Annotated in this window: 20 protein-coding genes; 9 read left to right on the top strand and 11 right to left on the bottom strand. The window is 67.5% G+C overall.

The window, feature by feature from the left end; translation table 11 throughout:
• The first annotated feature begins 46 nt into the window (after positions 1–46).
• From IWX81_RS07100 to IWX81_RS07090, 3 genes are read left to right on the top strand one after another with little or no spacing between them, the layout of a single operon-like run.
• Positions 47–796 carry a hypothetical protein gene (locus IWX81_RS07100; protein WP_199280627.1) on the top strand — a complete coding sequence of 250 codons (750 nt, stop codon included), beginning with the start codon at positions 47–49 and terminating at the stop codon, positions 794–796.
• Between the two features lie 53 nt (positions 797–849).
• Positions 850–2,658 (top strand): glycoside hydrolase family 15 protein, encoded by a 1,809-nt coding sequence (locus tag IWX81_RS07095; RefSeq protein WP_199280626.1) that lies wholly within the window; start codon positions 850–852, stop codon positions 2,656–2,658.
• A 47-nt stretch (positions 2,659–2,705) separates the two neighbouring features.
• Complete coding sequence (locus IWX81_RS07090; RefSeq protein WP_199280625.1) at positions 2,706–3,917, top strand: MFS transporter; 1,212 nt, start codon at positions 2,706–2,708, stop codon at positions 3,915–3,917.
• Between the two features lie 21 nt (positions 3,918–3,938).
• On the opposite strand, the gene IWX81_RS07085 is transcribed toward IWX81_RS07090, so the two are convergent.
• From IWX81_RS07085 to IWX81_RS07075, 3 genes are all read right to left on the bottom strand, one after another.
• The gene (locus tag IWX81_RS07085) at positions 3,939–5,012 is read right to left on the bottom strand and encodes an alkene reductase (RefSeq protein WP_199280624.1); all 1,074 of its coding nucleotides are present in this window, start codon (positions 5,010–5,012) and stop codon (positions 3,939–3,941) included.
• Between the two features lie 96 nt (positions 5,013–5,108).
• Positions 5,109–5,720 (bottom strand): nucleoside/nucleotide kinase family protein, encoded by a 612-nt coding sequence (locus IWX81_RS07080; RefSeq protein WP_334593458.1) that lies wholly within the window; start codon positions 5,718–5,720, stop codon positions 5,109–5,111.
• A gap of 13 nt (positions 5,721–5,733) precedes the next feature.
• Positions 5,734–6,459, bottom strand: coding sequence for an SGNH/GDSL hydrolase family protein (locus IWX81_RS07075; protein WP_199280622.1), 726 nt, complete (start codon positions 6,457–6,459; stop codon positions 5,734–5,736).
• Positions 6,460–6,597: 138 nt separating this feature from the next.
• Here IWX81_RS07075 and IWX81_RS07070 point away from each other — a divergent pair, with 138 nt between their 5' ends.
• Both IWX81_RS07070 and IWX81_RS07065 read left to right on the top strand, forming a co-directional pair.
• Positions 6,598–7,608 carry a serine hydrolase domain-containing protein gene (locus tag IWX81_RS07070; RefSeq protein ID WP_199280621.1) on the top strand — a complete coding sequence of 337 codons (1,011 nt, stop codon included), beginning with the start codon at positions 6,598–6,600 and terminating at the stop codon, positions 7,606–7,608.
• A gap of 17 nt (positions 7,609–7,625) precedes the next feature.
• Positions 7,626–8,870, top strand: a complete 1,245-nt coding sequence (locus IWX81_RS07065; RefSeq protein WP_199280620.1) for a low temperature requirement protein A — start codon at positions 7,626–7,628, stop codon at positions 8,868–8,870.
• 17 nt (positions 8,871–8,887) lie between these two features.
• Here the strand turns inward: IWX81_RS07065 and IWX81_RS07060 are convergent, their stop codons facing one another.
• From IWX81_RS07060 to purD, 4 genes are all read right to left on the bottom strand, one after another.
• Positions 8,888–9,754: a VOC family protein gene (locus tag IWX81_RS07060; protein ID WP_334593455.1), complete on the bottom strand. Its 867-nt coding sequence runs from the start codon at positions 9,752–9,754 to the stop codon at positions 8,888–8,890.
• A 333-nt stretch (positions 9,755–10,087) separates the two neighbouring features.
• Positions 10,088–10,537, bottom strand: coding sequence for a GNAT family N-acetyltransferase (locus tag IWX81_RS07055; RefSeq protein WP_334593453.1), 450 nt, complete (start codon positions 10,535–10,537; stop codon positions 10,088–10,090).
• Positions 10,534–11,391: a phosphoribosylaminoimidazolesuccinocarboxamide synthase gene (locus IWX81_RS07050; RefSeq protein WP_199280619.1), complete on the bottom strand. Its 858-nt coding sequence runs from the start codon at positions 11,389–11,391 to the stop codon at positions 10,534–10,536. Before IWX81_RS07050 ends, IWX81_RS07055 begins: the two co-directional genes overlap by 4 nt.
• On the bottom strand, positions 11,388–12,629 hold the full coding sequence (gene purD, locus IWX81_RS07045; RefSeq protein WP_199280618.1) for a phosphoribosylamine--glycine ligase: 1,242 nt from the start codon (positions 12,627–12,629) through the stop codon (positions 11,388–11,390). The genes IWX81_RS07050 and purD overlap by 4 nt, the downstream gene beginning before the upstream one ends.
• A 34-nt stretch (positions 12,630–12,663) precedes the next feature.
• Between purD and IWX81_RS07040 the strand changes: the two genes are divergently transcribed.
• Positions 12,664–13,035 (top strand): sterol carrier family protein, encoded by a 372-nt coding sequence (locus tag IWX81_RS07040; RefSeq protein WP_199280617.1) that lies wholly within the window; start codon positions 12,664–12,666, stop codon positions 13,033–13,035.
• A gap of 213 nt (positions 13,036–13,248) precedes the next feature.
• Positions 13,249–13,566 carry a hypothetical protein gene (locus IWX81_RS07035; protein WP_199280616.1) on the top strand — a complete coding sequence of 106 codons (318 nt, stop codon included), beginning with the start codon at positions 13,249–13,251 and terminating at the stop codon, positions 13,564–13,566.
• A gap of 73 nt (positions 13,567–13,639) precedes the next feature.
• On the opposite strand, the gene purF is transcribed toward IWX81_RS07035, so the two are convergent.
• Positions 13,640–15,097, bottom strand: a complete 1,458-nt coding sequence (purF, locus tag IWX81_RS07030) for an amidophosphoribosyltransferase (RefSeq protein ID WP_199280615.1) — start codon at positions 15,095–15,097, stop codon at positions 13,640–13,642.
• 104 nt (positions 15,098–15,201) lie between these two features.
• Here purF and purM point away from each other — a divergent pair, with 104 nt between their 5' ends.
• Positions 15,202–16,302, top strand: coding sequence for a phosphoribosylformylglycinamidine cyclo-ligase (purM, locus tag IWX81_RS07025; RefSeq protein WP_199280614.1), 1,101 nt, complete (start codon positions 15,202–15,204; stop codon positions 16,300–16,302).
• Positions 16,303–16,553: 251 nt separating this feature from the next.
• Here the strand turns inward: purM and IWX81_RS07020 are convergent, their stop codons facing one another.
• The gene (locus IWX81_RS07020; RefSeq protein ID WP_199280613.1) at positions 16,554–17,531 is read right to left on the bottom strand and encodes a malate dehydrogenase; all 978 of its coding nucleotides are present in this window, start codon (positions 17,529–17,531) and stop codon (positions 16,554–16,556) included.
• 63 nt (positions 17,532–17,594) lie between these two features.
• Complete coding sequence (locus IWX81_RS07015; protein ID WP_199280612.1) at positions 17,595–17,855, bottom strand: DUF3073 domain-containing protein; 261 nt, start codon at positions 17,853–17,855, stop codon at positions 17,595–17,597.
• 168 nt (positions 17,856–18,023) lie between these two features.
• Here IWX81_RS07015 and IWX81_RS07010 point away from each other — a divergent pair, with 168 nt between their 5' ends.
• Entirely contained in the window at positions 18,024–19,133 is a 1,110-nt protein-coding gene (locus IWX81_RS07010) for an NAD(P)-binding domain-containing protein (RefSeq protein WP_199280611.1), read from the top strand.
• 12 nt (positions 19,134–19,145) lie between these two features.
• Here the strand turns inward: IWX81_RS07010 and IWX81_RS07005 are convergent, their stop codons facing one another.
• A complete protein-coding gene (locus IWX81_RS07005) occupies positions 19,146–19,949 on the bottom strand; it encodes a DUF2510 domain-containing protein (RefSeq protein WP_199280610.1) in 804 nt (267 codons plus the stop codon).
• Between the last annotated feature and the right edge of the window lie 8 nt (positions 19,950–19,957).

Below are 19,957 nucleotides of genomic sequence, written 5' to 3'. Positions count from 1 at the left end.
ACTTCTCGACTCGCGGTGTCACGCTGCTGATCTGGGAAGATCAGACATGACACGAGGCAGTGACGAGGAGCTGCGGGCGCTGCGGGCGAGGGCATACGGGCCCGGTGCGGACATCCATCTGGATGCTGGCGCGCTCGAACGGCTTCGCGAACTCGAGGGTGAGGGTCGAGAATCGCAGCCGCCCGTGGTCGACGACGCTTCCGAACCCGAGGCGGCCACGCTCGAGCAGGAGGATGAACCGCCGGCGCGACACTGGCTCGAACCGCTCTCCAGAATCCGCCGCTCGACCGTGCTGCTCGTCCTCGGTGTCGCCGTCATCGGAGCGATCATCGCGGTGTCGCCCGCGCTGGTGGAGCGGGTGCAGGGCGATCCCCTGCAGATCGGAGCCGACCAGGTCGCCCGGCTGACAGCTGACCCCGGGTACGAGGTGCCCAGCATCTTTAGCGGATCCCGCTCCAGCACGGGCAGCACCTCGGAGGGGTTCGAGCTGTTCTACGGCCTCAGAGTCGTGCACGCCCAATACAGCGCTCTCGCGTCGGGCCCCGATGACGAGTGCCTGATCCTGTACGTGGATGCCGACATCGGGGATCCGGACTCCAACTCGTTCTCCGGCCCGGCCTTCAACGGCTGCTCGGCCGCCGGATTTCCTGCCACTGTCCAGTTCGTCACGACCACGGACGGTCTGCCCGACGAGTTGACTGCCGCGTTCCCCGGATCACCCGCACTGCAGTTCGTCTACGACAGCGACCACGACGAGGTGGTCGTGTTCGCCGAGCAGCCAGACGGCAGCCGATAACGCTAGAGGATGGCGCGTACCCGAGCCGCAACATCCCAACTTAGGATCGAAAGATGGCCGCCTCACGCACGTCACCCCAGCCCCTGAGCACAGAGCGGGTGGACGGATACGTCGACCTCCGCTCCTACGCCGCGATCGGTGACGGCCGCAGTGTCGCCCTCGTCGCTACCGATGGCGGCATCGACTGGCTGCCCATCCCGAGCCTCGACTCGCGGCCGGTGTTCGCGAGGCTGCTCGACGGAGAGCACGGCGGATCGATCGACCTCGCCCCCTCGGATGACTTCACCGTCACCCGCGAGTACATCGAGTCGACCAATGTGCTCGCGACGACGTTCACCACGGCATCCGGAGTCGCCATCGTCACCGATGCCCTCATCACCGGATTCGCCGGGCGGCTGCCGTGGGTGGAACTGGCGCGGCGCATCGACGGGGTGAAGGGTGCCGTGAAGTTCCGGTGGAAGGTCGCGCCGGGAACGGCTTTGGCGACGGCCACTCCGTGGGTCGACACGACGACGCACGGCAGGATCCTCAGGGTCGACGGCGTCACGATGGCGGTGCGCGGCCTCGACCACGGGCCGAGGGGTGGCGGCAACCGGGCCATCGCCGGCAGCTTCACGACCGCAGCGAAGTCACGCCACCTGCTCGTGGTTGCGGGCACCGCCGAGGAACCGCTACACGTTCCGCGCCCCGAGCTCACCGACGTGGCGCTCGATCGCACCATCCACGGCTGGCAGGAGTGGTCCCGCGACTTCGGCTATGACGGCCCCTGGGCCGATCACGTGCAGCGCAGTGCGCTCGCCCTGAAGCTGCTGATCTATGCGCCGACCGGATCGATAGCGGCCGCGGCCACGACCTCGGTGCCGGAGAACACTGACGGCAACAAGAACTGGGATTACCGCTACGCGTGGATCCGCGACCTCGCGTACACGGTGCACGCCCTGACGAGGTTCGGATTGCGCGAAGAGACCCAGGCGGCGGTGGCCTGGCTCATGCGCACCATCCGCGCCCACGGCGGCACATCCGAACTCGGCATTTTCTACACGCTGGCCGGTGAACTTCCTGGTGGCACCACCGAGTTGAGTGTGCCGGGGTGGCGCGGCATCGGCCCGGTCGTCGAAGGTAATCCGGCCGGCGAGCAGTCGCAGCACGGCGTCTTCGGAGACCTGCTGTCGCTCATGCTGAACTACGTGCGCGAGGGAAACGTGCTCGATGTTGCGACGGGCAGGATGCTGGCATCCGTCGCCGATCGCGTGTGCGACATCTGGCAGCAGCCGGATTCCGGCATGTGGGAGCTGCCGGAGTTGCAGCGCTACACGTCGTCCGCGATGGGATGCTGGCAGGCCCTCGACAGCGCGATCGAGCTGTTCGAGCTCGGCCAGATCCCCGGCTCCTCCGAGCACTGGCGCATCGAGCGTGACGTGATTGTGGAGTGGGTGGCCGAGAACTGCTGGTCGGAGGGGATGCAGTCGTACGTTGCGTGGCCGGGTACCGAATCCCTCGACGCCTCGGTGCTCCTGCATGCCCCGAGCGGCTTCGATCGTGGAGAGCGGATGTCGACCACGATCGATGCACTGAAGGCGCACCTCGGCCGGGAGCAGTTGCTCTACCGGTACACCGGGGTCGATGCTGACGAGGGCGCGTTCGTGGCGTGCTCGTTCTGGATGGCGGCGTCGCTGGCCTGCGTCAAGCGCCGCGACGAGGCGATCGCCATGATGGATGAGCTGGTCGAGCTCAGCAACGACGTCGGCATCCTCGCCGAGATGATCGAGCCGAGCGACGGCGCGTTCCTGGGCAACCTGCCGCAGGGGCTCAGCCACCTCGCCCTCGTCAACGCGGCGATTACCATCAACGAGACGGCCTGATCCTCACGCCGCGGCAGGTGCGAGCGCCTGTGGTCCAGACTGGTGCGATGAGCACCGATGCCGCGACCCAGTCGCGCATCGTGCGTGTGCTCGTCGCCGGGCAGGTTCTCGCGGGGCTCGGTCAGGGCGCGACCCTCGCCATCGGCGCCGTCATCGCAAACGAGATCGCCGGTGAGGCGTTCTCCGGGGCAGCCGCCACGTCCAGCACGCTCGGTGCGGCCATCGCCGCGATCCCGCTGGCGCGGCTAGCGCAGCGGTTCGGCCGGCGCCCGGCCCTCGCGCTCGGCGCGGCGACGGCCGCGGGCGGCTCCATCCTCACCGTCGTGGCGACCGGGCTCGTGTTCTTTCCGCTGCTCGTCGTCGGTTTCGCCATGCTCGGGGTCGGCACGGCCGTGGGGCTCCAGGCGCGATTCGCGGCAACGGATGTCGCGGCTCCCGCCCGGCGCGGTCGCGACCTGTCGCTCGTGGTGTGGTCCACCACCATCGGTGCCGTCGTGGGCCCCAACCTGTTCGGCCCCGGAGTCGCGATCCAGGACGCGCTCGGCCTCCCCGAGCACACGGGGTCGTTCGTGATCGCGATCGCCGCGCAGGTGACGGCCGCGCTGCTGTACCTCTCGGCACTGCGCCCCGATCCGCTGCGGCTCGCCCGGGGTCGCGCGGTGCTCCCCGCCCCCACCGCGGTCGCGGGGATCGTGCGCGGGCGCTCGGCTCTCGTTTTCGCGATCGGCTCCATCGCCATCAGTCATGCCGTCATGGTGTCTGTCATGTCGATGACGCCGGTGCACCTGACCCACCAGGGCGCGAGCCTCACGATCATCGGCTTCACGATCAGCCTGCATGTGGCCGGGATGTTCGGCCTCGCGCCCGCGTTCGGCTGGGCCAGCGACCGCTGGGGTCGGCTGCCGGTGATCCTCGGAGGGCAGGCGCTGCTCGGCACGGCGGTGTTCGTGATCGGCGTCGGAGCACAGAACACGCTGTTCGTGACCGTCGCACTCGTGCTGCTCGGCCTGGGCTGGAGCGCGGCGACGGTCGCGGGATCCGCCCTCGTCTCCGACCTCGTCACCGGTGCGACCCGCCTGCGCGTGCAGGGTCGCACCGACACGATCATGAGCCTCGCCGGTGCGATCGGCGGGGGAGCGGCCGGACCAGTGTTGTCGATCGTCGGCTATTCCGGACTCGCGTGGGTCGCCGGAGTGCTCGTGCTCGCGGTGCTGGCCGCGGCCAGCATTATCCGACCGCGAGTGCCCCGGTACCTCTAGTCACCGGGGCACTGCGCGCACTCAGCTCGCGAGGGCAGGGTAGTCGGTGTACCCCTCCGCGGTGGGGGTGTAGAACGTGCTGGGGTCGGCCTCGTTGACCGGCGCGTTGTCCTTCCAGCGCCCGACGAGATCGGGGTTGGCGATGACGGGGCGTCCGACGGCAACGGCGTCTGCGGTTCCGGCCTCGATGAGCTCGGCAGCCTCGTCACGGCCGGTCACGGCGCTGAACCCCGTGTTGATCACGAGAGGTCCGCCGAACCTGGCGCGCAGATCCTGCACGAGATCGCTGTCGGGCTGCGCGTGCAGAACGCTGAGGTAGGCCAGACCCAGGGGGGCGAGCCCCGTCATGAGCGCGTCGTAGGTTGCGCGCGTGACATCGGCGTCTTCCTCCAGCACGTCCTGGATGTTGTGGGACGGGGAGATGCGGATGCCGACGCGGTCGCCCCCGATGGCCGCCGCCACGGCGGTGGCGACATCGATGACGAGCCGCGCGCGCTTGTCGGGCGATCCGCCGTAGGAATCGGTCCGCACGTTCGATACGGGCGAGAGGAACTCGTGCAGGAGGTACCCGTTGGCGCTGTGGAGTTCGACTCCGTCGAATCCGGCCTCGATGGCCCGGGTCGCCGCGGTGACATGCTCGGTGACGATGTCGCCGGCCTCCGATTCCGTAAGCGCGTGCGGAGTGGGGTAGGCCTTCTTGCCGAGGGGGGTATAGGTCTGGCCGTTGATCGCGATGGCGCTCGGCGCCACAGGGGTGAGCCCTCCGGTGGTGTCTTCGTGGCTGACCCGACCGCCGTGCATGAGCTGCATCACGATCGTGCCGCCTTCGGCGTGCACGGCGTCGGCCACACGGCGCCAGCCGGCGAGCTGAGCGTCGGTGGTGATACCGGGCTGACCAGGGTTGGAGCGGCTGACAGCACTCGTGAAGACGCCCTCGCTCACGATGAGGCCGATGGATGCCCGCTGCCGGTAGTACTCGACCATCATGTCGTTGGGTTCGCCCGAGACGCCGGCGCGCATCCGGGTGAGGGGCGCCATGACGACACGGTTGGAGAGCGCCAGGGCGCCGAGGGTGGTGGGGCTGAACAGCTGCATGATCCTGATTTCCGTGAGGGGGGCGGGCGGATGTCGTCGCCCTGAGGCGAAACGAGCCAGGGCGCCGAGGTATTCCACCTCACAGCCTCTCGGCAGCTACAACCGGATGACGTGATCCGCCGTCGCTGCCGTCGCGGTGATGACCACAGCGTTGGCTTCGTCCGGGCCGAGCGCCCACGCCAGAGCCTGCTCCGGCGACTTGCCGAACCGCTCGTGGCGCGCGACGAGTCGCTCGATCCTCGTGTCGTGGTCGACGTCCACGAAGAACGCGAGGTCGAGCTGCGCGGCGGCCTCCTCCCACAGCAGCAGGTAGTTGCCGTCCACCACCACCGTCGATAACTCCTGCGGAATGACGATCGCGCCAGGCACCGGCTCCTCGATTCCGCGGTCGAATCCCGGGGCCGAGACCGAATTGCAGGAGTTGCGAACAGCGGCGAGGGTCGCCACGAACCCGTCGATGTCGAAAGTGTCCGGCGCGCCCATCCGCTCGCGGCGTCCGAGTCGGCGCAGTTCGGCCTGGGGGAGGTGGAAGCCGTCCATCGGCAGCAGCGCTGCGGCGGGAAGCAGCTCCGCGAGAGCCGCGGCGATGGTGGATTTACCGGCTCCCGGCGCTCCGACGATCCCCACGAGAAGGCGCTGCGCGGTGGGGGTCGTGGCGCGGACCTCGGCGACGAGGGCCGCGACTTCCGCCAGCGTGCCCAGGATCACAGCGAGCCCAGGATCACAGCGTACCGGCGGCCGCGGCATCCGCGATCGCGAACTCAGCCCAGTCCCGGTAGCCGCTCGCGCTCGGGTGAAACAGGTCTGTCGCGAAGAAGCCGTCGGTGTATGGCGGCGGAGGCGGCGACATGTGCACGCCGTCGAACGTCGCCGCGACGCCGCGCGCCGCATCCTCGAGGCTGCGCGAATGCAGGTAGAGGTTGAAGCGCAGCGGGTTGGGCAACAGCTCGAACCTGAAGAACGCGGGTAGCGACGACACGAGCAGGACGGGGCTCACCGTGGTCAGGGCGCCCAGGATGACGCGCATGTCGCGAGCGAAGGCCGAGCGGGTCCGCAACCCCAGCGCATCGTTGGCCCCGATCGTGAGGAACACGACATCCCACCGCTCGGCGACCGCCGCGTCGAGGTGATCCGTGATGAGGTCGCGCGAGGTGGCGCCGTTGCGGCCGGCCGCCGTCCACTGGACGCCCCTGCCGGTGCGCGCACCGAGCTGCCGCGCGAGGTTGCCCGGCAGCGCGTCGTCCTGGGTGGCCGCCCCGACCCCGGCCGCCGTGGAGTCCCCGAGCACGAGCAGTCTGAGCGGATCGGGGCCGTCGAGTGTTCCCTGCCAGGGCTCCGCGGCATCCGGAAGCCGGATGGTGTCCCTGCGCAGTCGCCGACCCTGCGCCAGCAGCAGGGGAGCGGTCGGAAGCATCGCGACCATGCTCAGCCTGCTGATCGCCCTCATAGTTCGAGCGTATTACGTTCATCATTCCGGAGGTGGTGGGGCTGCTGGGGTTGCACGGTATCAGTGGGACCTGTTCAGCCACTCCACTCCCTCCAGCAACACCACCTCCTGAATGATGAAAGCCGTAGGCTCCTTGCTATGGATATCACCGGCCTCGCAGACTTTCTCGACGACCAGGATTTCGCCGGCGTGGTGCTCATCCGCGATGGCAACCGCACGATCTTCGAGTCGGCGACGGGGCTCGCGACCCAGCGCTGGGGCGTCCCGAACGCGCTTGACACCCGTTTCGACACAGCCTCGATCACGAAGCTGTTCACGAGCGTGGCGGTGCTGCAGCAGGTGGGGAAGGGCAACCTCGATCTCGAGACCTCCATCCATCACTATGTCGACCTCGAGGGCACGGCCATCGGCATCGATGTGACCCTGCTGCACCTGCTGACCCACACGAGCGGCATCGCGGATGACGCTGACGAGGAGTCGGGCGAGAACTATGAGGATCTCTGGCGTGAGACCCCGAACTACTCGGTGCTTCAGACCACGGATTTCCTGCCGCAGTTCGTGAACAAGCCACCCCTCAACGCGCCCGGGGTGGAGTGCCGCTACAACAACGCCGGGTACATTCTCGCGGGCCTGGCGCTCGAGAAGGTCACAGGGGTCCCGTTCCGGCAGTACGTTTTCGACGAGGTCTTCACGAAGTCGGGCATGCACGATTCGGGCTTCTACGATCGCCGTGATGCCGCACCGCGGGTCGCCGAGGGCTGGGACCTGGTGGATGGCGCGTGGGTGCAGAATATCTACAGCTATCCGCCGATCGGTTCCCCCGATGGCGGCGCCCACGCCACCGCCGCAGACCTCGTGACCTTCCTGCAGGCCGTGCGCAACGGCGAGCTTCTGAATCGGGAGTTCACCGACGAGTTCTTTTCCCCGCAGGTCGAGCACGACGAAGCTACCTGGTACGGCTTCGGTCTCGAGTTCGACATGCACGAAGACGGGACGGTGCGCTCGTACTACAAAGACGGAATCAACCCGGGAGCCTCCGGCATCGTCCGCCATTACCTCGACGACGGGCTCGATGTCGTCGTGCTCTCCAACTCCGAGGAGGGGGCCTGGGAGGTCATCCAGCAGATCGACGAGCGCCTCGACGGCTGAGCCGTGAGGAATGACCCATGACGACATCATCGAGCAAGCGACAGTGGGGGTTCCGCACCAACCTGCTGCGTGAAGACGGCGAGCATGCCGACCGTGTGAGCTTTCTCGAACTGTTCTTCGACCTCGTGTTCGTATTCGCGGTCACGGAGCTGGCGCACACCCTCGTGTACGCGATCGACAAGGGCCAGGCTCTCGAGGGAATCCTGCAGACGACGGTGCTGCTTCTCGCGGTCTGGTGGGTATGGGTCTATACCGCCTGGTCCACGAACTGGCTCGACCCGGACAAGACCCCCGTGCGGTGGATGCTCCTCATCCTCATGCTCTTCGGCCTCCTGATGAGCACCTCCATCCCCGAAGCTTTCGGGGATCGGGCTCTCGTTTTTGTGACCGCCTACGTCGTCATGCAGATCGCCAGGTCGCTCTTCACCGCGTTGGGGCTCGGTCGCTTCACGCCCGAAACCGGACTGAACGTCTTTCGGCTCACGATCTGGTTCGCTGTCAGTGCGATTTTCTGGTTCGCCGGTGCGCTCGTGGACGATCTCACCCTCCGGCTCGGTCTCTGGGGCGTCGCCATCACCATCGAATACCTCGGCCCGGTCTCCGGCTACCGCGTGCCGTTCCTCGGACGCATGGTGACCTCGAGGCTGGCCATCCGCGGCGGGCACATCGCTGAGCGCGCCGGACTGTTCATGATCATCGCGATCGGCGAATCGATCCTCGTCACGGGCTCGGCCTTCGCCGAACATCCCATCGAACCCGCGGGCACCCTCGCCTTCCTCAGCTCGCTCATCGGCAGCATCGCCCTGTGGCTGCTGTATTTCTCCCGCGCGGAATCGGGCGGATCACGGTTTATCCGTCGCCACGACAATCCGAGCCAGGTGGCCGCCAACAGCTACACCTACCTGCACGTGGTGCTCGTTGCCGGCATCGTGCTGGTGGCGGTCGCCGATGAACTCGTGCTCGCGCATCCGGAATCGCCCGTCTCGTTCACCGGCCTCGCCCTGATCTACGGAGCCCCTGCCGTCTACCTTCTCGGCAACCTGCTGTTCAAGCGGTCGATCGGCGCTCCGTGGCTGCGGTCGCACCTGCTGGGGATCGTCACTCTCATGGTGTTCGTGCTCGGTGCGACAGTGGTGGTGCCCGGGCTGTCATTCGTCGTGCACTCCTGCGTGTCGACGATCGTGCTGATCGGCGTCGTGATCGGCGAGGAGCTCGATTTCCGGCGCAATCGCACGCTGCAGCTGGCGGCATCCGGAACTTAACTGACAGCTCTGGGTCGTCAGGTGGATGCCACGCCCACCCTGATCGCGTTGGCCCAGGGGTCGTCGAAGCTGACGGTCTGCCCGTCGTCGCGCGTCTGGATGCCGAAGTGGCTCATCCGCTCGGACAGCGCCGACAGGTCGTCCGCCGCCGGAACCTCGATGTCGACCTGCGCGAGCCCGAGCGCGGGCAGTCGAGGGCCGGCCCCGCGGGAGTTCCAGGTGTTCATGGCCATGTGGTGGTGGTATCCGCCGGCGCTCACGAACAGGGCCTGATCGCCGAACGCGACGGTTTCGTCGAAGCCGAGCCGACCGACGTAGAACTCGCGAGCGGTCGCGACGTCTCCGACCTGCAGGTGCACGTGTCCGACTTCTGCTCCGCCGATCATGGGTGAAGCGACGGCGCCCTCCGTGAGGTTTTCCTGCAGGAACGCGTTCGGGTCGAGGTAGAGGGTGGACATCTCGATGCTGCCGTGCACCCAGCTCCACGCCGAGCGATCCCTGTCCCAGTAGAGCTCGACACCGTTTCCCTCGGGGTCGGTGAAGTAGAAGGCTTTGCTGACGAGGTGGTCTGAGCTGCCGGTGAATGTCGCGGGATACTTCTGCGCCACTGAGTAGACGGAAGCGGCAAGCGCCTCTTCACTCTCGAAGAGGATCGCGGTGTGAAAGAGCCCGGCGTCGCGACTGCTCGCGTGCCGCAGGGCGGGAGCGTGCGTCAGGATGACGACGGGCGTGGCGCCGCGACCGAGGGTGACGGTGTCGCCCGCGGCATCCAGCACCTCGAGCGCGACAGCGTCACGGTAGTAGGCGGTCATGGCGTCGAGATCGCCGACGCTCAGGGTGACGGGCCCCATCCCGGTGTCTGCGGCAAGAAGGTGTTCGCTCATGGTCTGTACAACTTAGTTGTTGCTTCAACTATTCCACAAGACTCGAGCCCGGGCATGGCGATGGCCCGCCGTCTGGGGCAGCGGGCCATCGGTAGGGGTTCGGTGCCTTCACCGCATCGGATTGGGCCCCGTCACACCCGGATTGTCATGCCTGCGACCATTGCGCAAGCGCAGTGTGTTCATAACTCCTGCAACGGAGCGGCTCTCAGGCTGGGGAGGGTCGACGCTGCGGGCCCCCGGCTGCCCCGTGAGCGCCGAATGCCGGAGTTATGAACACGGCTGCCTCGAGCCGTGCACCTGACCCAGCAGCCCTCGAGTCAGAGTTTCTGAACCTCAGAGCACCTTCTCGAAGCAGAGGGAGTTGGCGCTGTCGACGTAGTAGCCGAACGTCGGGATGCCGTGAAAGCCTTCGCGCTCGTAGAACCGCACGGCATCGGGCTGGCGATGTCCGGTCTCCAGCACGAGCCTGTGCCAGTGGCGCTCGCGGGCGAACTCTTCGAGCCTGCGCAGGATGGCGCTTGCGGCCCCGGATCCGCGATGCGCCGGCTCGACGAACATCCGCTTGATCTCGGCGTGCTCGTCGTCGAGCCGCCTCAGCGCCCCACTGCCAATGGCCTCACCGTCGTCGGTGTACGCCACGAAGAACACTGTGATGTCGGCGGCCGTGGGGTGCGGCCCCGGCTCGGAGTCCGGGCTGCCGTAGCGCACGTCCAGGTCGAGCCGCTGGCCCACGCGCATGGCGACGGAATCTGGATGATCCCACTCGACCTCGCGGACGATCACGCTCCCGTCAGCCGCTCGATCAGCTCCCGGTAGCGCGCCGCGGTACGCTCCACGATTTCGGCCGGAAGCTCGGGAGGCGTGCCGGTCTTGTCCCAGTGGGCTGCGAGCCAGTCGCGCACGATCTGCTTGTCGAAGCTCGCCGTGCGATTGCCCGTCTCGTAGAGCGCGGCATCCCAGTAGCGACTCGAGTCGCTCGTGAGCACCTCGTCTGCGAGGGTCAGTTCGCCCGTCACCGGGTCGGCGCCGAACTCGAATTTCGTGTCGGCCAGGATGATGCCGCGCTGCTCGGCGATCGCGGACGCCGCCGCGAAGATCGCGAGCGAGGTATCGCGCAGGGCCGCGGCCACGTCGGCTCCGACGAGCTCGACCGTGCGATCGAACGTGATGTTTTCGTCGTGCTCGCCGAGAGGAGCCTTCCACGCCGGGGTGTAGATCGGCTCAGGCAGGCGGTCGCCATCCTTGAGGCCGGCCGGGAGCGGCACTCCACAGACGCTCTGCGACTGCTGGTATTCGAGCCAGCCGCTGCCGGAGAGGTAGCCGCGCACGACGCACTCCACGGGGTACATGTCGAGGGTCTTGACGAGCATGGCGCTCGCGGGAAGGCCAGCCGCGGCATCCGGAACCAGATGGCCTGGCACGAGATGGTTGGGCACGTCGAGCTGGGCGAACCACCACAGGCTCAGGCTCGTCAGCAGGGCGCCCTTGCCCGGGATGCCCGGTTCGAGCACGTGGTCGAACGCGCTCACGCGATCACTCGCGACCATCAGCACGCGCCCGTCCTGCTCGGGCGAGCGATACAGGTCACGCACCTTGCCGGAGTAGACCAGCTCCCAGCCCTCGGGAACGTCGCTCACTGTGCGACCCGCAGCGCGATGTCGGTCCGGTAGTGGCCGCCCTCGAGTGTGATGGTGTCGAGCGCCGTGTATGCGCGCGCCCTCGCCTCGGTGAAATCGGCGCCGAGCGCCACGACACTCAACACGCGACCGCCCGTGGCGACGAACTCTCCGCCGACGAGAGCGGTGGCGGCGTGCGCGATGGTCACGTTCTCGACGTCGGCAAGGCCGCCGATCGGCCGATTGGTGACCGGATTCTCGGGGTAGCCCTCACTCGCGAGCACCACCGTCACCGCGACATCAGTAGAAAACTCCGGCCTGGGCATCGAGCCGAGCTCTCCGGTCGCGGCCGCCAGGAGCAATCCGCTGAGGGGAGTGATGAGCCTCGGCAGCACGACCTGCGTCTCGGGGTCACCGAATCGCGCGTTGAATTCGATGACCTGCACACCGGCATCCGTCACGATCAGTCCGCAATAGAGCAGCCCGATGAACGGGGTGTCTTCGCTGGCGAGCTGGCGGATGGTCGGCAGCGCGACGGTCTCGATGACCTCGTCCACGAACGTGTCAGGCAGCCACGGCAGGGGAGAGTATGCGCCCATGCCGCCGGTGTTGGGCCCGAGGTCACCGTCGAGGGCGCGCTTATAGTCCTGGGCGGGAGACAGCGGAAGCACGGTGTGGCCGTCGCTCAGCAGGAACAGCGAGACCTCCTGGCCGGCGAGGAACTCCTCCACGAGCACGCTGCCGTGCGTGAGCCAGAACGTGGCGTGCGCGACGGCATCGTCGCGACTGTCGGTGACCAGCACTCCCTTGCCCGCGGCCAGCCCGTCGGCCTTGACCACGTAGGGCGAGCCGAACTCGTCGATCGCGCTGATCGCCTGCTCAAGCGACCCGGCGCGGGTGGCGCGACCCGTGGGAACCCCGGCGTCATCCATGATCCGCTTCGCGAAAGTCTTGCTGCCCTCAAGAGCCGCCGCCGCTTTGCCCGGCCCGAAGACCGGGATTCCGCGCTGGCGCAGCTTGTCTGCCACACCGGCCACCAGCGGAGCCTCGGGCCCGATGATGACCAGGTCGATGTCGCTGTCGAGTGCGTACTGCGACACGATGTCGCCGCGGGTCGGATCGAGAGCGACCACGGGCACGACCGCGGCGATGCCGGCGTTACCGGGAGCCGCGGTGATGTGATGAGCGGGGCTCTCCCTCAGGAGCGACGTGATGATGGCGTGCTCGCGCGCACCGGAGCCGAGAACCAGAATTCGCACGAGTCAACACTACCCAGCGAAGTACCGTAGGAGCATGCCTCCCAAACGCATAGCCGACGACGCCGGTCGCGCCGCGGTTGCTGCCGCCATGCTCGACTCGGCCCCGCGCGACGCCACGGCCACCGCCGTGCGATACCTGCTGCAGCTGCTCGCCGATAGTGCCGAGGGCAACACCGTCGAGATCCGAGTGCCGCCATTCGGAGCCGTGCAGGCCATCCAGGGCCCGAGGCATACCCGCGGGACTCCCCCCAACGTCGTCGAGATGGATGCCGCAACCTGGCTCGCGCTGGCCACAGGGCATCTGGCCTGGGCCGATGCCGTCCGCGCGGGCCGTGTGGCGGCATCCGGCCAGAGAGCCGACCTCAGCGACCACCTGCCGATCGCGTGGCGCGACGCCGCTCTCTAGCGTTGCCCCCGTCGCTCGCCCACCCCCCTGCCCCGCCCGTCCCCCCGCCCCGTCCCGTCCCGCCCGTCCCCCTGCCCCGCTCGCCGCCCCCCCTGCCCCTCACCTCCGCGTCTCCCCGCCGAGTGTTCCGCTTCTGCGGCTGACACGGGCGTTCCGGCCACGGAAGCGGAACACTCGGCGGTTGCGTTCAGCCGGGTGGGGGAGAATGGATGCGTGAGCGAAGAAACCCCAGCGCCCGAGGCCGGCACCGAGAGGGTGACGGTGCGTCGCGCGCCCAAAATCCCCGCCTTCCTGATCGTCGGAGGTGGAGTGGGCGCGATCGTGACGTTCATCCTCACGTCGCTGTTCCCGGTCGACCCGCTCGTCGGATTCGGGCCCCTGTTCGCCTACTTCTCGCTGTTCGGCGTCACGGCGGGCGTACTGCTCGGCGCGATCCTGGCCCTCATCGTCGACCGTCGGTCGAAGAAGCGCGCGAAAGAGGGCGAAGCCGAGTTCGTCACCGAGAAGCGTCCGGAAGCGCCGAGCTCCTGAGGAGCCGAGCTCCGGAAGCGCCGAGCTCCTGAGGAGCCGAGCTCCGGACGAGCCAGGCTCCTGAGGATGCCGGCTAGCTGAGTTGCGTGCGCTCCACCCAGTCCAGGTACTCAGGTGAGACGGTGCCCGTCACGTAGTCGCCCGTGAAACAGCTCATCTCGAGCGCGGCAACATCCGAACCCTCGATGATCGCCGCCTGCATGTCGGCGACCTCCTGGTAGATCAGGTAGTCGCTGCCGAGTTCGCGGTTGATGTCGGGGATCTTGCGGCCATGAGCGACAAGTTCCTGGCGCGAGGGCATGTTGATGCCGTAGACGTGGGGAAAGCGCACTGGCGGTGCGGCTGAGGTGAACGTGACCTTATTGGCGCCGGCCTCGCGGGCCATCTGCACGATCTCTTTCGAGGTCGTGCCACGCACTATCGAATCATCCACGATCAGGATGTTCTTGCCCCTGAACTCGCTGCCCATCGCGTTCAGCTTCTGCTTCACGCTCTTCTTGCGCTCGGCCTGGCCGGGCATGATGAAGGTGCGGCCGACGTAGCGGTTCTTGTAGAACCCCTCGCGGTATTCGACGCCGAGCTTCTGGGCGACCTGCATCGCGGCCGGCCTGGACGAGTCCGGGATCGGCATGACGACATCGATGTCGCCCATTGGCGTGTACCTGGCGATGGTGTCGGCGAGGCGGTCCCCGAGGCGCAGCCTGGCTTCATAGACCGAGATGCCATTCATGATCGAGTCGGGGCGCGCGAGGTAGACGTACTCGAACGAGCACGGGATCAGCCGCGGGTTGGCGGCGCACTGCCTGCTCGAGATCTCGCCATTCGGCGCGATGAAGACGGCTTCACCAGGAGCGATATCCCGAACGAACTCGTATCCGGCGCTCTCCAGCACGAGGGACTCGGATGCCACGATCCAGTCGTCCCCGGCGAATCCGACCTGGCGGCGCCCGAGCACGAGCGGCCTGATGCCGAACGGATCGCGGAAGGCGAGCATCCCGTGCCCAGCGATCAGCGCGATCGCGGCATAGGAACCTTCGACGCGTTCGTGGACGCGGGAGATGGCGTTGAACACCTGGTCGGGGTCGAGGTCGGTGCCGGAGACCTGCGACTGCAGCTCGTTGGCGAGCACGTTCACGAGCAGTTCGGTGTCGCTCGAGGTGTTGAGGTGGCGACGGTCGATGTGGAACAGTGCGGCGGTCAGCTCACGCGTGTTAGTGAGATTGCCGTTGTGGATGAGCGTGATGCCGTACGGCGCGTTCACATAGAACGGCTGCGCTTCCTGCTCATCGGCGGCGTTGCCCTTGGTCGCGTAGCGCACGTGGCCGAGGCCCATGTTGCCCGGCAGGTTGCGCATGTCCCTCGTGCGATACGCCTCGCGCACCTGGCCGCGGGCTTTCTGCATGTGCAGGGTGTTGCCTTCTGCGGTGGCGATTCCGGTGGAGTCCTGTCCACGGTGCTGCAGCAGCAGCAGTGCGTCGTAGACCTGCTGATTGACCGGCTGGGATGACACGATTCCGACGATGCCGCACATGGATAAGCGGGTCTCCCGAGCTCGAGGGGAAGTACCCGGCGCGGGTACGGTCTAGTTTCTCACACGTTGATCGCCCGCGTCGGTGCCGCCGGTACGCTTGAGCCGTGACTGACGACGCATCCTCCAGCTATCGCGACGCCGGAGTCGACACTGAAGCGGGCGACCTCGCGGTCGAGTTGATGAAGTCGGCGGTGTCTGCCACCCACGGGCCGAACGTGTTCGGCGGGGTGGGCGGGTTCGCCGGGATGTTCGACGTGTCGTTTCTCAAGAACTTCGAGCACCCGCTGCTGGCGACCTCCACCGACGGTGTCGGCACGAAGGTCGCGATCGCGCAGGCTCTCGACAAGCACGACACCATCGGACAGGATCTCGTCGGCATGGTCGTCGACGACATCATCGTCGTGGGCGCGCGGCCCCTCTTCATGACGGATTACATCGCGTGCGGCCGGGTCGTCCCCGCCCGCATCGCCGACATCGTCGCCGGCATCGCGCGGGCGTGCTCCGCCACGGGAACGGCGCTGGTCGGGGGCGAAACCGCCGAGCATCCGGGGCTTCTCGGGCCTGACGATTACGACGTGGCGGGGGCGGCCGTCGGAGCCGTGGAAGCCGACGACCTGCTCGGTGCGCACCGTGTCCAGGATGGCGATGTCGTCATCGCGATGGAATCGTCGGGACTGCACAGCAACGGTTTCTCTCTCGTCAGGCACATCCTGGCGTCTCGCGGCATCGGATACCTGGATCGGTCAGACGACCTCGGCGGCCTCGTCGGTGAAGTGCTGCTCGAGCCGACCCGCCTCTACACCACGCCGCTGCTGGGCGTGCTGCCCGGAGGCGGAGTGCACGCCCTCAGTCACGTCACGGGAGGCGGCATCGCCGCTAACCTCGCGCGAGTGCTTCCCGTCGGTTCCTGGGTGGAGGTCGAGCGCTCAACCTGGTCGCCGCCGCCCGTGTTCAGGGTGCTCTCGGAGTTCGCCGGATCCACGCTCGAAAGCGCCGAGGGTACCTGGAATCTCGGCATCGGCATGATCGCCGTGGTCAGCCCGGAGGCAGCCGACGGTGTGATTGCGCGGTTGTCGGCCGACGGCATCCCGTCCTGGGAGATCGGTCGGGTCGGGATGGCCGCGCGCGACCTGAGCGGATTCATCCAGGGCGCCAAGGGCGTCGACGGTGGCGCAGTTCGCCTGACCGGGGCCTACGCGGGCTGACCCTCGCCCCGACGGGCAGCTCAGTCGAGTGCCCTGGCTGCCGCCCGGTGTTCATAACTCCTGCAGCGGAGCCGAAACGGCAGTGACAGCAGCAGCATTCCGGGCTTTTCGCCGACCGGCAAGGCCGGTCTGCAGGAGTTATGCGCATGCCGGGCTGTGGGAGCTGCGCCTAGGCTCAAGGGGGTCATCGGCCTCAGGCGCGAGCCAGCCGGTCGTGGTTTCGCGCCCGTGCATGAGCGCGGACTGAGCGGTCAGGCGCGCCTCGGCAGCAGGTCGAGCGCCTCGACGGCGGCGCGCTCGTCGAGCAGCTCGGCCACGGTCGCATCGATCCGTGACCGCGAGAACGCGTCGATCGAGAGATCGGGAACGATCTCCCACTCGGCACCGGAGGACGTGACGGGGAACGAGCTCACGAGCCCAGCCGGAACGCCATAGGAACCGTCGGAGACGACGCCGGCTGAGGTCCAGTCGCCCTCGGCGGTACCGCCGATCCAGTCGCGAACGTGATCGATCGCGGCGTTGGCCGCCGAGGCCGCCGACGATGATCCGCGAGCTTCGATGATCGCCGCGCCGCGCTTCGCGACAGTGGGGATGAAGTCGTTCTCGACCCACTGCTGTTCCACCGAGACGGGGTTGCCGGCGACGAGCGCGTGACTGAGGTCGGGGTACTGCGTCGCCGAATGGTTGCCCCAGATCGTCACCCTCGTCAGGGACGAGACCGGCGCCCCGGTGTGACGGGCGAGCTGGGACAGGGCTCGGTTGTGGTCGAGGCGGGTCATGGCCGTGAAGCGGCTGGCCGGGACATCCGGAGCATGCGATGCGGCGATGAGGGCGTTGGTGTTGGCCGGATTGCCCACGACGAGCACGCGGATGTCATCGGCGGCCGCGTCGTTGATCGCGCGACCCTGCGGCCCGAAGATGCCGCCGTTGGCCGAGAGCAGGTCACCGCGCTCCATGCCTGCCGTGCGGGGGCGGGAGCCCACTAATAGCGCGACGCTGGTTCTGTCGAAGGCCGTGGTCGCGTCATCCGAGATGTCGATGGATGCCAGCTGCGGGAACGCGCAATCGTCCAGTTCCATGGCGATCCCCTCGGCGGCCCGCATCGCCTGGGGTACTTCGAGCAGCCGAAGCTCCACGCGCTCATCCGGGCCGAGCATCGCACCCGATGCGATGCGGAAGAGGAGGGCATAGCCGATCTGGCCGGCTGCGCCGGTTACGGTGATTCTCACACCCCGACAGTACGCCGCCCTCGCATCGCTGGCATCAGTTGCGGCGAAGTCGCCACGGCACGGTCAGGCGCTCTTGGACTCGTCTTCGTCGTCTTCGTCATCATCGGTGGCGTAGCGATCGACGTACTGGTCGTCGTCGCCGTCCACGGGCGTTGCGCCGGCGAACTCCGGCCATTTGCCGAGGTCTTCCTCGAGTTTGGGATCGATCGCTGCGCCCGGCGTGCCGAGCTCTTTCGCGAGGGCACCGTAGTTGGTATCCGGGCTGAAGTACTTGAGGTCGCGTGCAACCTTCGTGTGCTTCGCCTTTTGACGGCCGCGTCCCATGCGAGACCCCCTCAGATGTCTGTCCCGGTGCATCGGGATGCGCGGTACGCGCAGGCCGACGAACGAGCGAACAGGGATGGATGAAAACCAACCGCCAGTTTAGCATGCGACCCCCGACAGATTGCCGCAGGTATCACCGATGTTCGTCGTGGCGAGTAACGTTATCGGGTGACCTCCGCTGCGACCGATACCTCCGTCGTCGTCATCGGTGCAGGGCAGGCCGGATTGTCGGTCGCCTACTACCTGAAACGACTCGGGCTCGATCCTGGGAACGACTTCGTGCTGCTCGATCGCGGGCCATCGACGGGTGGTGCCTGGCAGTTCCGCTGGGAGGCGCTGCGCATCGGATCCGCCCATAAGATCAACGATCTGCCGGGCATGGACGAGCTCGATCTCAGCTTCGAGAATGCCGATCGCCAGGCGCCGGCGAAGGAGGTCGTCGCCGACTATTACCGTCGGTACGAAGACCATTACGGCTTCCAGGTCGTGAGGCCCGCGGATGTCACGGCCGTCGAGAATCATGACGCCGACCTGATCGTCACCCTCGCCGACGGCGACCACGTGCAGCAGGTCACGACCGAGACCGTGGTCAACGCGACAGGAACCTGGGGAGCCCCGTTCATACCGTGGTATCCGGGCCTCCGCTCGTTCCAGGGCAGGCACGTGCACACCAACGACTATGTCTCGGCCCAGCAGTTCGAGGGCCAGAACGTCGTCGTGGTCGGCGGCGGAACGTCGGCGATCGGATTCCTGCTCGAACTGGAGAACGTCGCCGCCCACACCACCTGGGTGAGCCGGCGCCCCATCGACTTCCTCGAAGACGGTGGGCTGAACCTCGAGGCGCGCGTCGAGGCCGTGAAGCTGCAGGATGAAGCGGCGCGGGCCGGGCGTGCCCTCCCCAGCATCGTCAGTGGCACGGGCGTGCCGCGCACCCGCCGCATCCAGGCAGGCATCGACCGGGGGCTGCTCACGCCGCGACCGATGTTCAGCGCCATCGAGCCGGACGGCGTGCGCTGGGCCGACGGATCTTTCCAGGAGGCAGACGCGATCATCTGGTCGACGGGTTTCCGGCCGGAACTGCGGCACCTGGCATCCCTCAAGCTGCGTGAGAAAGAAGGCGGGATGTCGGTTGCTGCCGGTGTCGCGCTCGGCGACTCACGCGTATTCTTTGCCGGCTATGGCCCGCAGGCGAGCACCATCGGCGCGAATCGGGCCGGCCGCATGATCGCCCGCCAGGTCATCGCGACCCTCAGCAAGCTGCAGGCCCTGCGCAACTAGCGCAGATTCCGGTCAGAGCAGGGGCGCCAGCATCGCGCCGCCGATGATCGCCCCGATGATCGCGGTTCCGATATAGACCGCGACCACGATGAGGAACGCGATCTCGGGCCCTCGCGAGCGGACTCCATCCCGCTTGAGCTTGCGTGCCCGTGCAGCGAAGTAGACCAGCGGTGGCACCAGCAGCATGAACAGGATGCTCGCCGTCTGGTAACCGCGCTGCCGCAGGGAGCGGATGTCGAGGCCGGCGAAAACCCAGACCGGGACCATTCCGATCACAAGCCCGAGAAAGCCCAATGCTGCAGGAGGGCTCCCGCCACCGACGGCGGCCATTCCGATACCGAGCAGCACCCCCTGCGCAACTCCGATGGCGACAGCGCTGATGTACGGGCCGAAGGCGAGCAGCCAGATCCAGACGGTGTTGGGCGACTGGACTGTCGTCGACCACGAGGCCGGGGTGCCCTGGTACGGGGAACCCGGGCTGCCGATTCTCGCGTATCCGGTGCCGGGGTATGCGGCGCCTCCGCGACTCGCACCGGTCTGCGCCCAGGGCACGGACGGGATGGCGGGGACGAGGGACTCCTCCTGCGGAACGTAGGACGCACCAGCTGCGGGCAGAGTGTCGAACGACGGCAGCGTGGCCCGTGCCGTTTCCGTTACGGGTGTGGGCTCCGGTGCCGTCGCCTCGACAGTTTTCTGAACGGTTGGCAGCTCGGGCGACACGTGCTCAGTCCACGAAACACCGTCCCACCAGCGCTGCGTCGCCGCGTCCAGCGGATTCGGATACCACCCTGCTGGCGCTGTCGTCGTCGTCGACATTGTCCCCC

Source organism: Salinibacterium sp. CAN_S4, assembly GCF_015752305.1.
Classification (GTDB): Bacteria; Actinomycetota; Actinomycetes; order Actinomycetales; family Microbacteriaceae; genus Rhodoglobus.
This window is presented reverse-complemented; position numbering and strand designations above follow the sequence as displayed.

Bases quoted from the DNA above. Each gene is read 5' to 3' on its own strand.
- IWX81_RS07100 (WP_199280627.1), top strand. From the start codon at position 47: ATGACACGAGGCAGTGACGAGGAGCTGCGGGCGCTGCGGGCGAGGGCA.
- IWX81_RS07095 (WP_199280626.1), top strand. From the start codon at position 850: ATGGCCGCCTCACGCACGTCACCCCAGCCCCTGAGCACAGAGCGGGTG.
- IWX81_RS07090 (WP_199280625.1), top strand. From the start codon at position 2,706: ATGAGCACCGATGCCGCGACCCAGTCGCGCATCGTGCGTGTGCTCGTC.
- IWX81_RS07085 (WP_199280624.1), bottom strand. From the start codon at position 5,012: ATGCAGCTGTTCAGCCCCACCACCCTCGGCGCCCTGGCGCTCTCCAAC.
- IWX81_RS07075 (WP_199280622.1), bottom strand. From the start codon at position 6,459: ATGAGGGCGATCAGCAGGCTGAGCATGGTCGCGATGCTTCCGACCGCT.
- IWX81_RS07070 (WP_199280621.1), top strand. From the start codon at position 6,598: ATGGATATCACCGGCCTCGCAGACTTTCTCGACGACCAGGATTTCGCC.
- IWX81_RS07065 (WP_199280620.1), top strand. From the start codon at position 7,626: ATGACGACATCATCGAGCAAGCGACAGTGGGGGTTCCGCACCAACCTG.
- IWX81_RS07060 (WP_334593455.1), bottom strand. From the start codon at position 9,754: ATGAGCGAACACCTTCTTGCCGCAGACACCGGGATGGGGCCCGTCACC.
- IWX81_RS07040 (WP_199280617.1), top strand. From the start codon at position 12,664: ATGCCTCCCAAACGCATAGCCGACGACGCCGGTCGCGCCGCGGTTGCT.
- purF (WP_199280615.1), bottom strand. From the start codon at position 15,097: ATGTGCGGCATCGTCGGAATCGTGTCATCCCAGCCGGTCAATCAGCAG.
- IWX81_RS07015 (WP_199280612.1), bottom strand. From the start codon at position 17,855: ATGGGACGCGGCCGTCAAAAGGCGAAGCACACGAAGGTTGCACGCGAC.
- IWX81_RS07005 (WP_199280610.1), bottom strand. From the start codon at position 19,949: ATGTCGACGACGACGACAGCGCCAGCAGGGTGGTATCCGAATCCGCTG.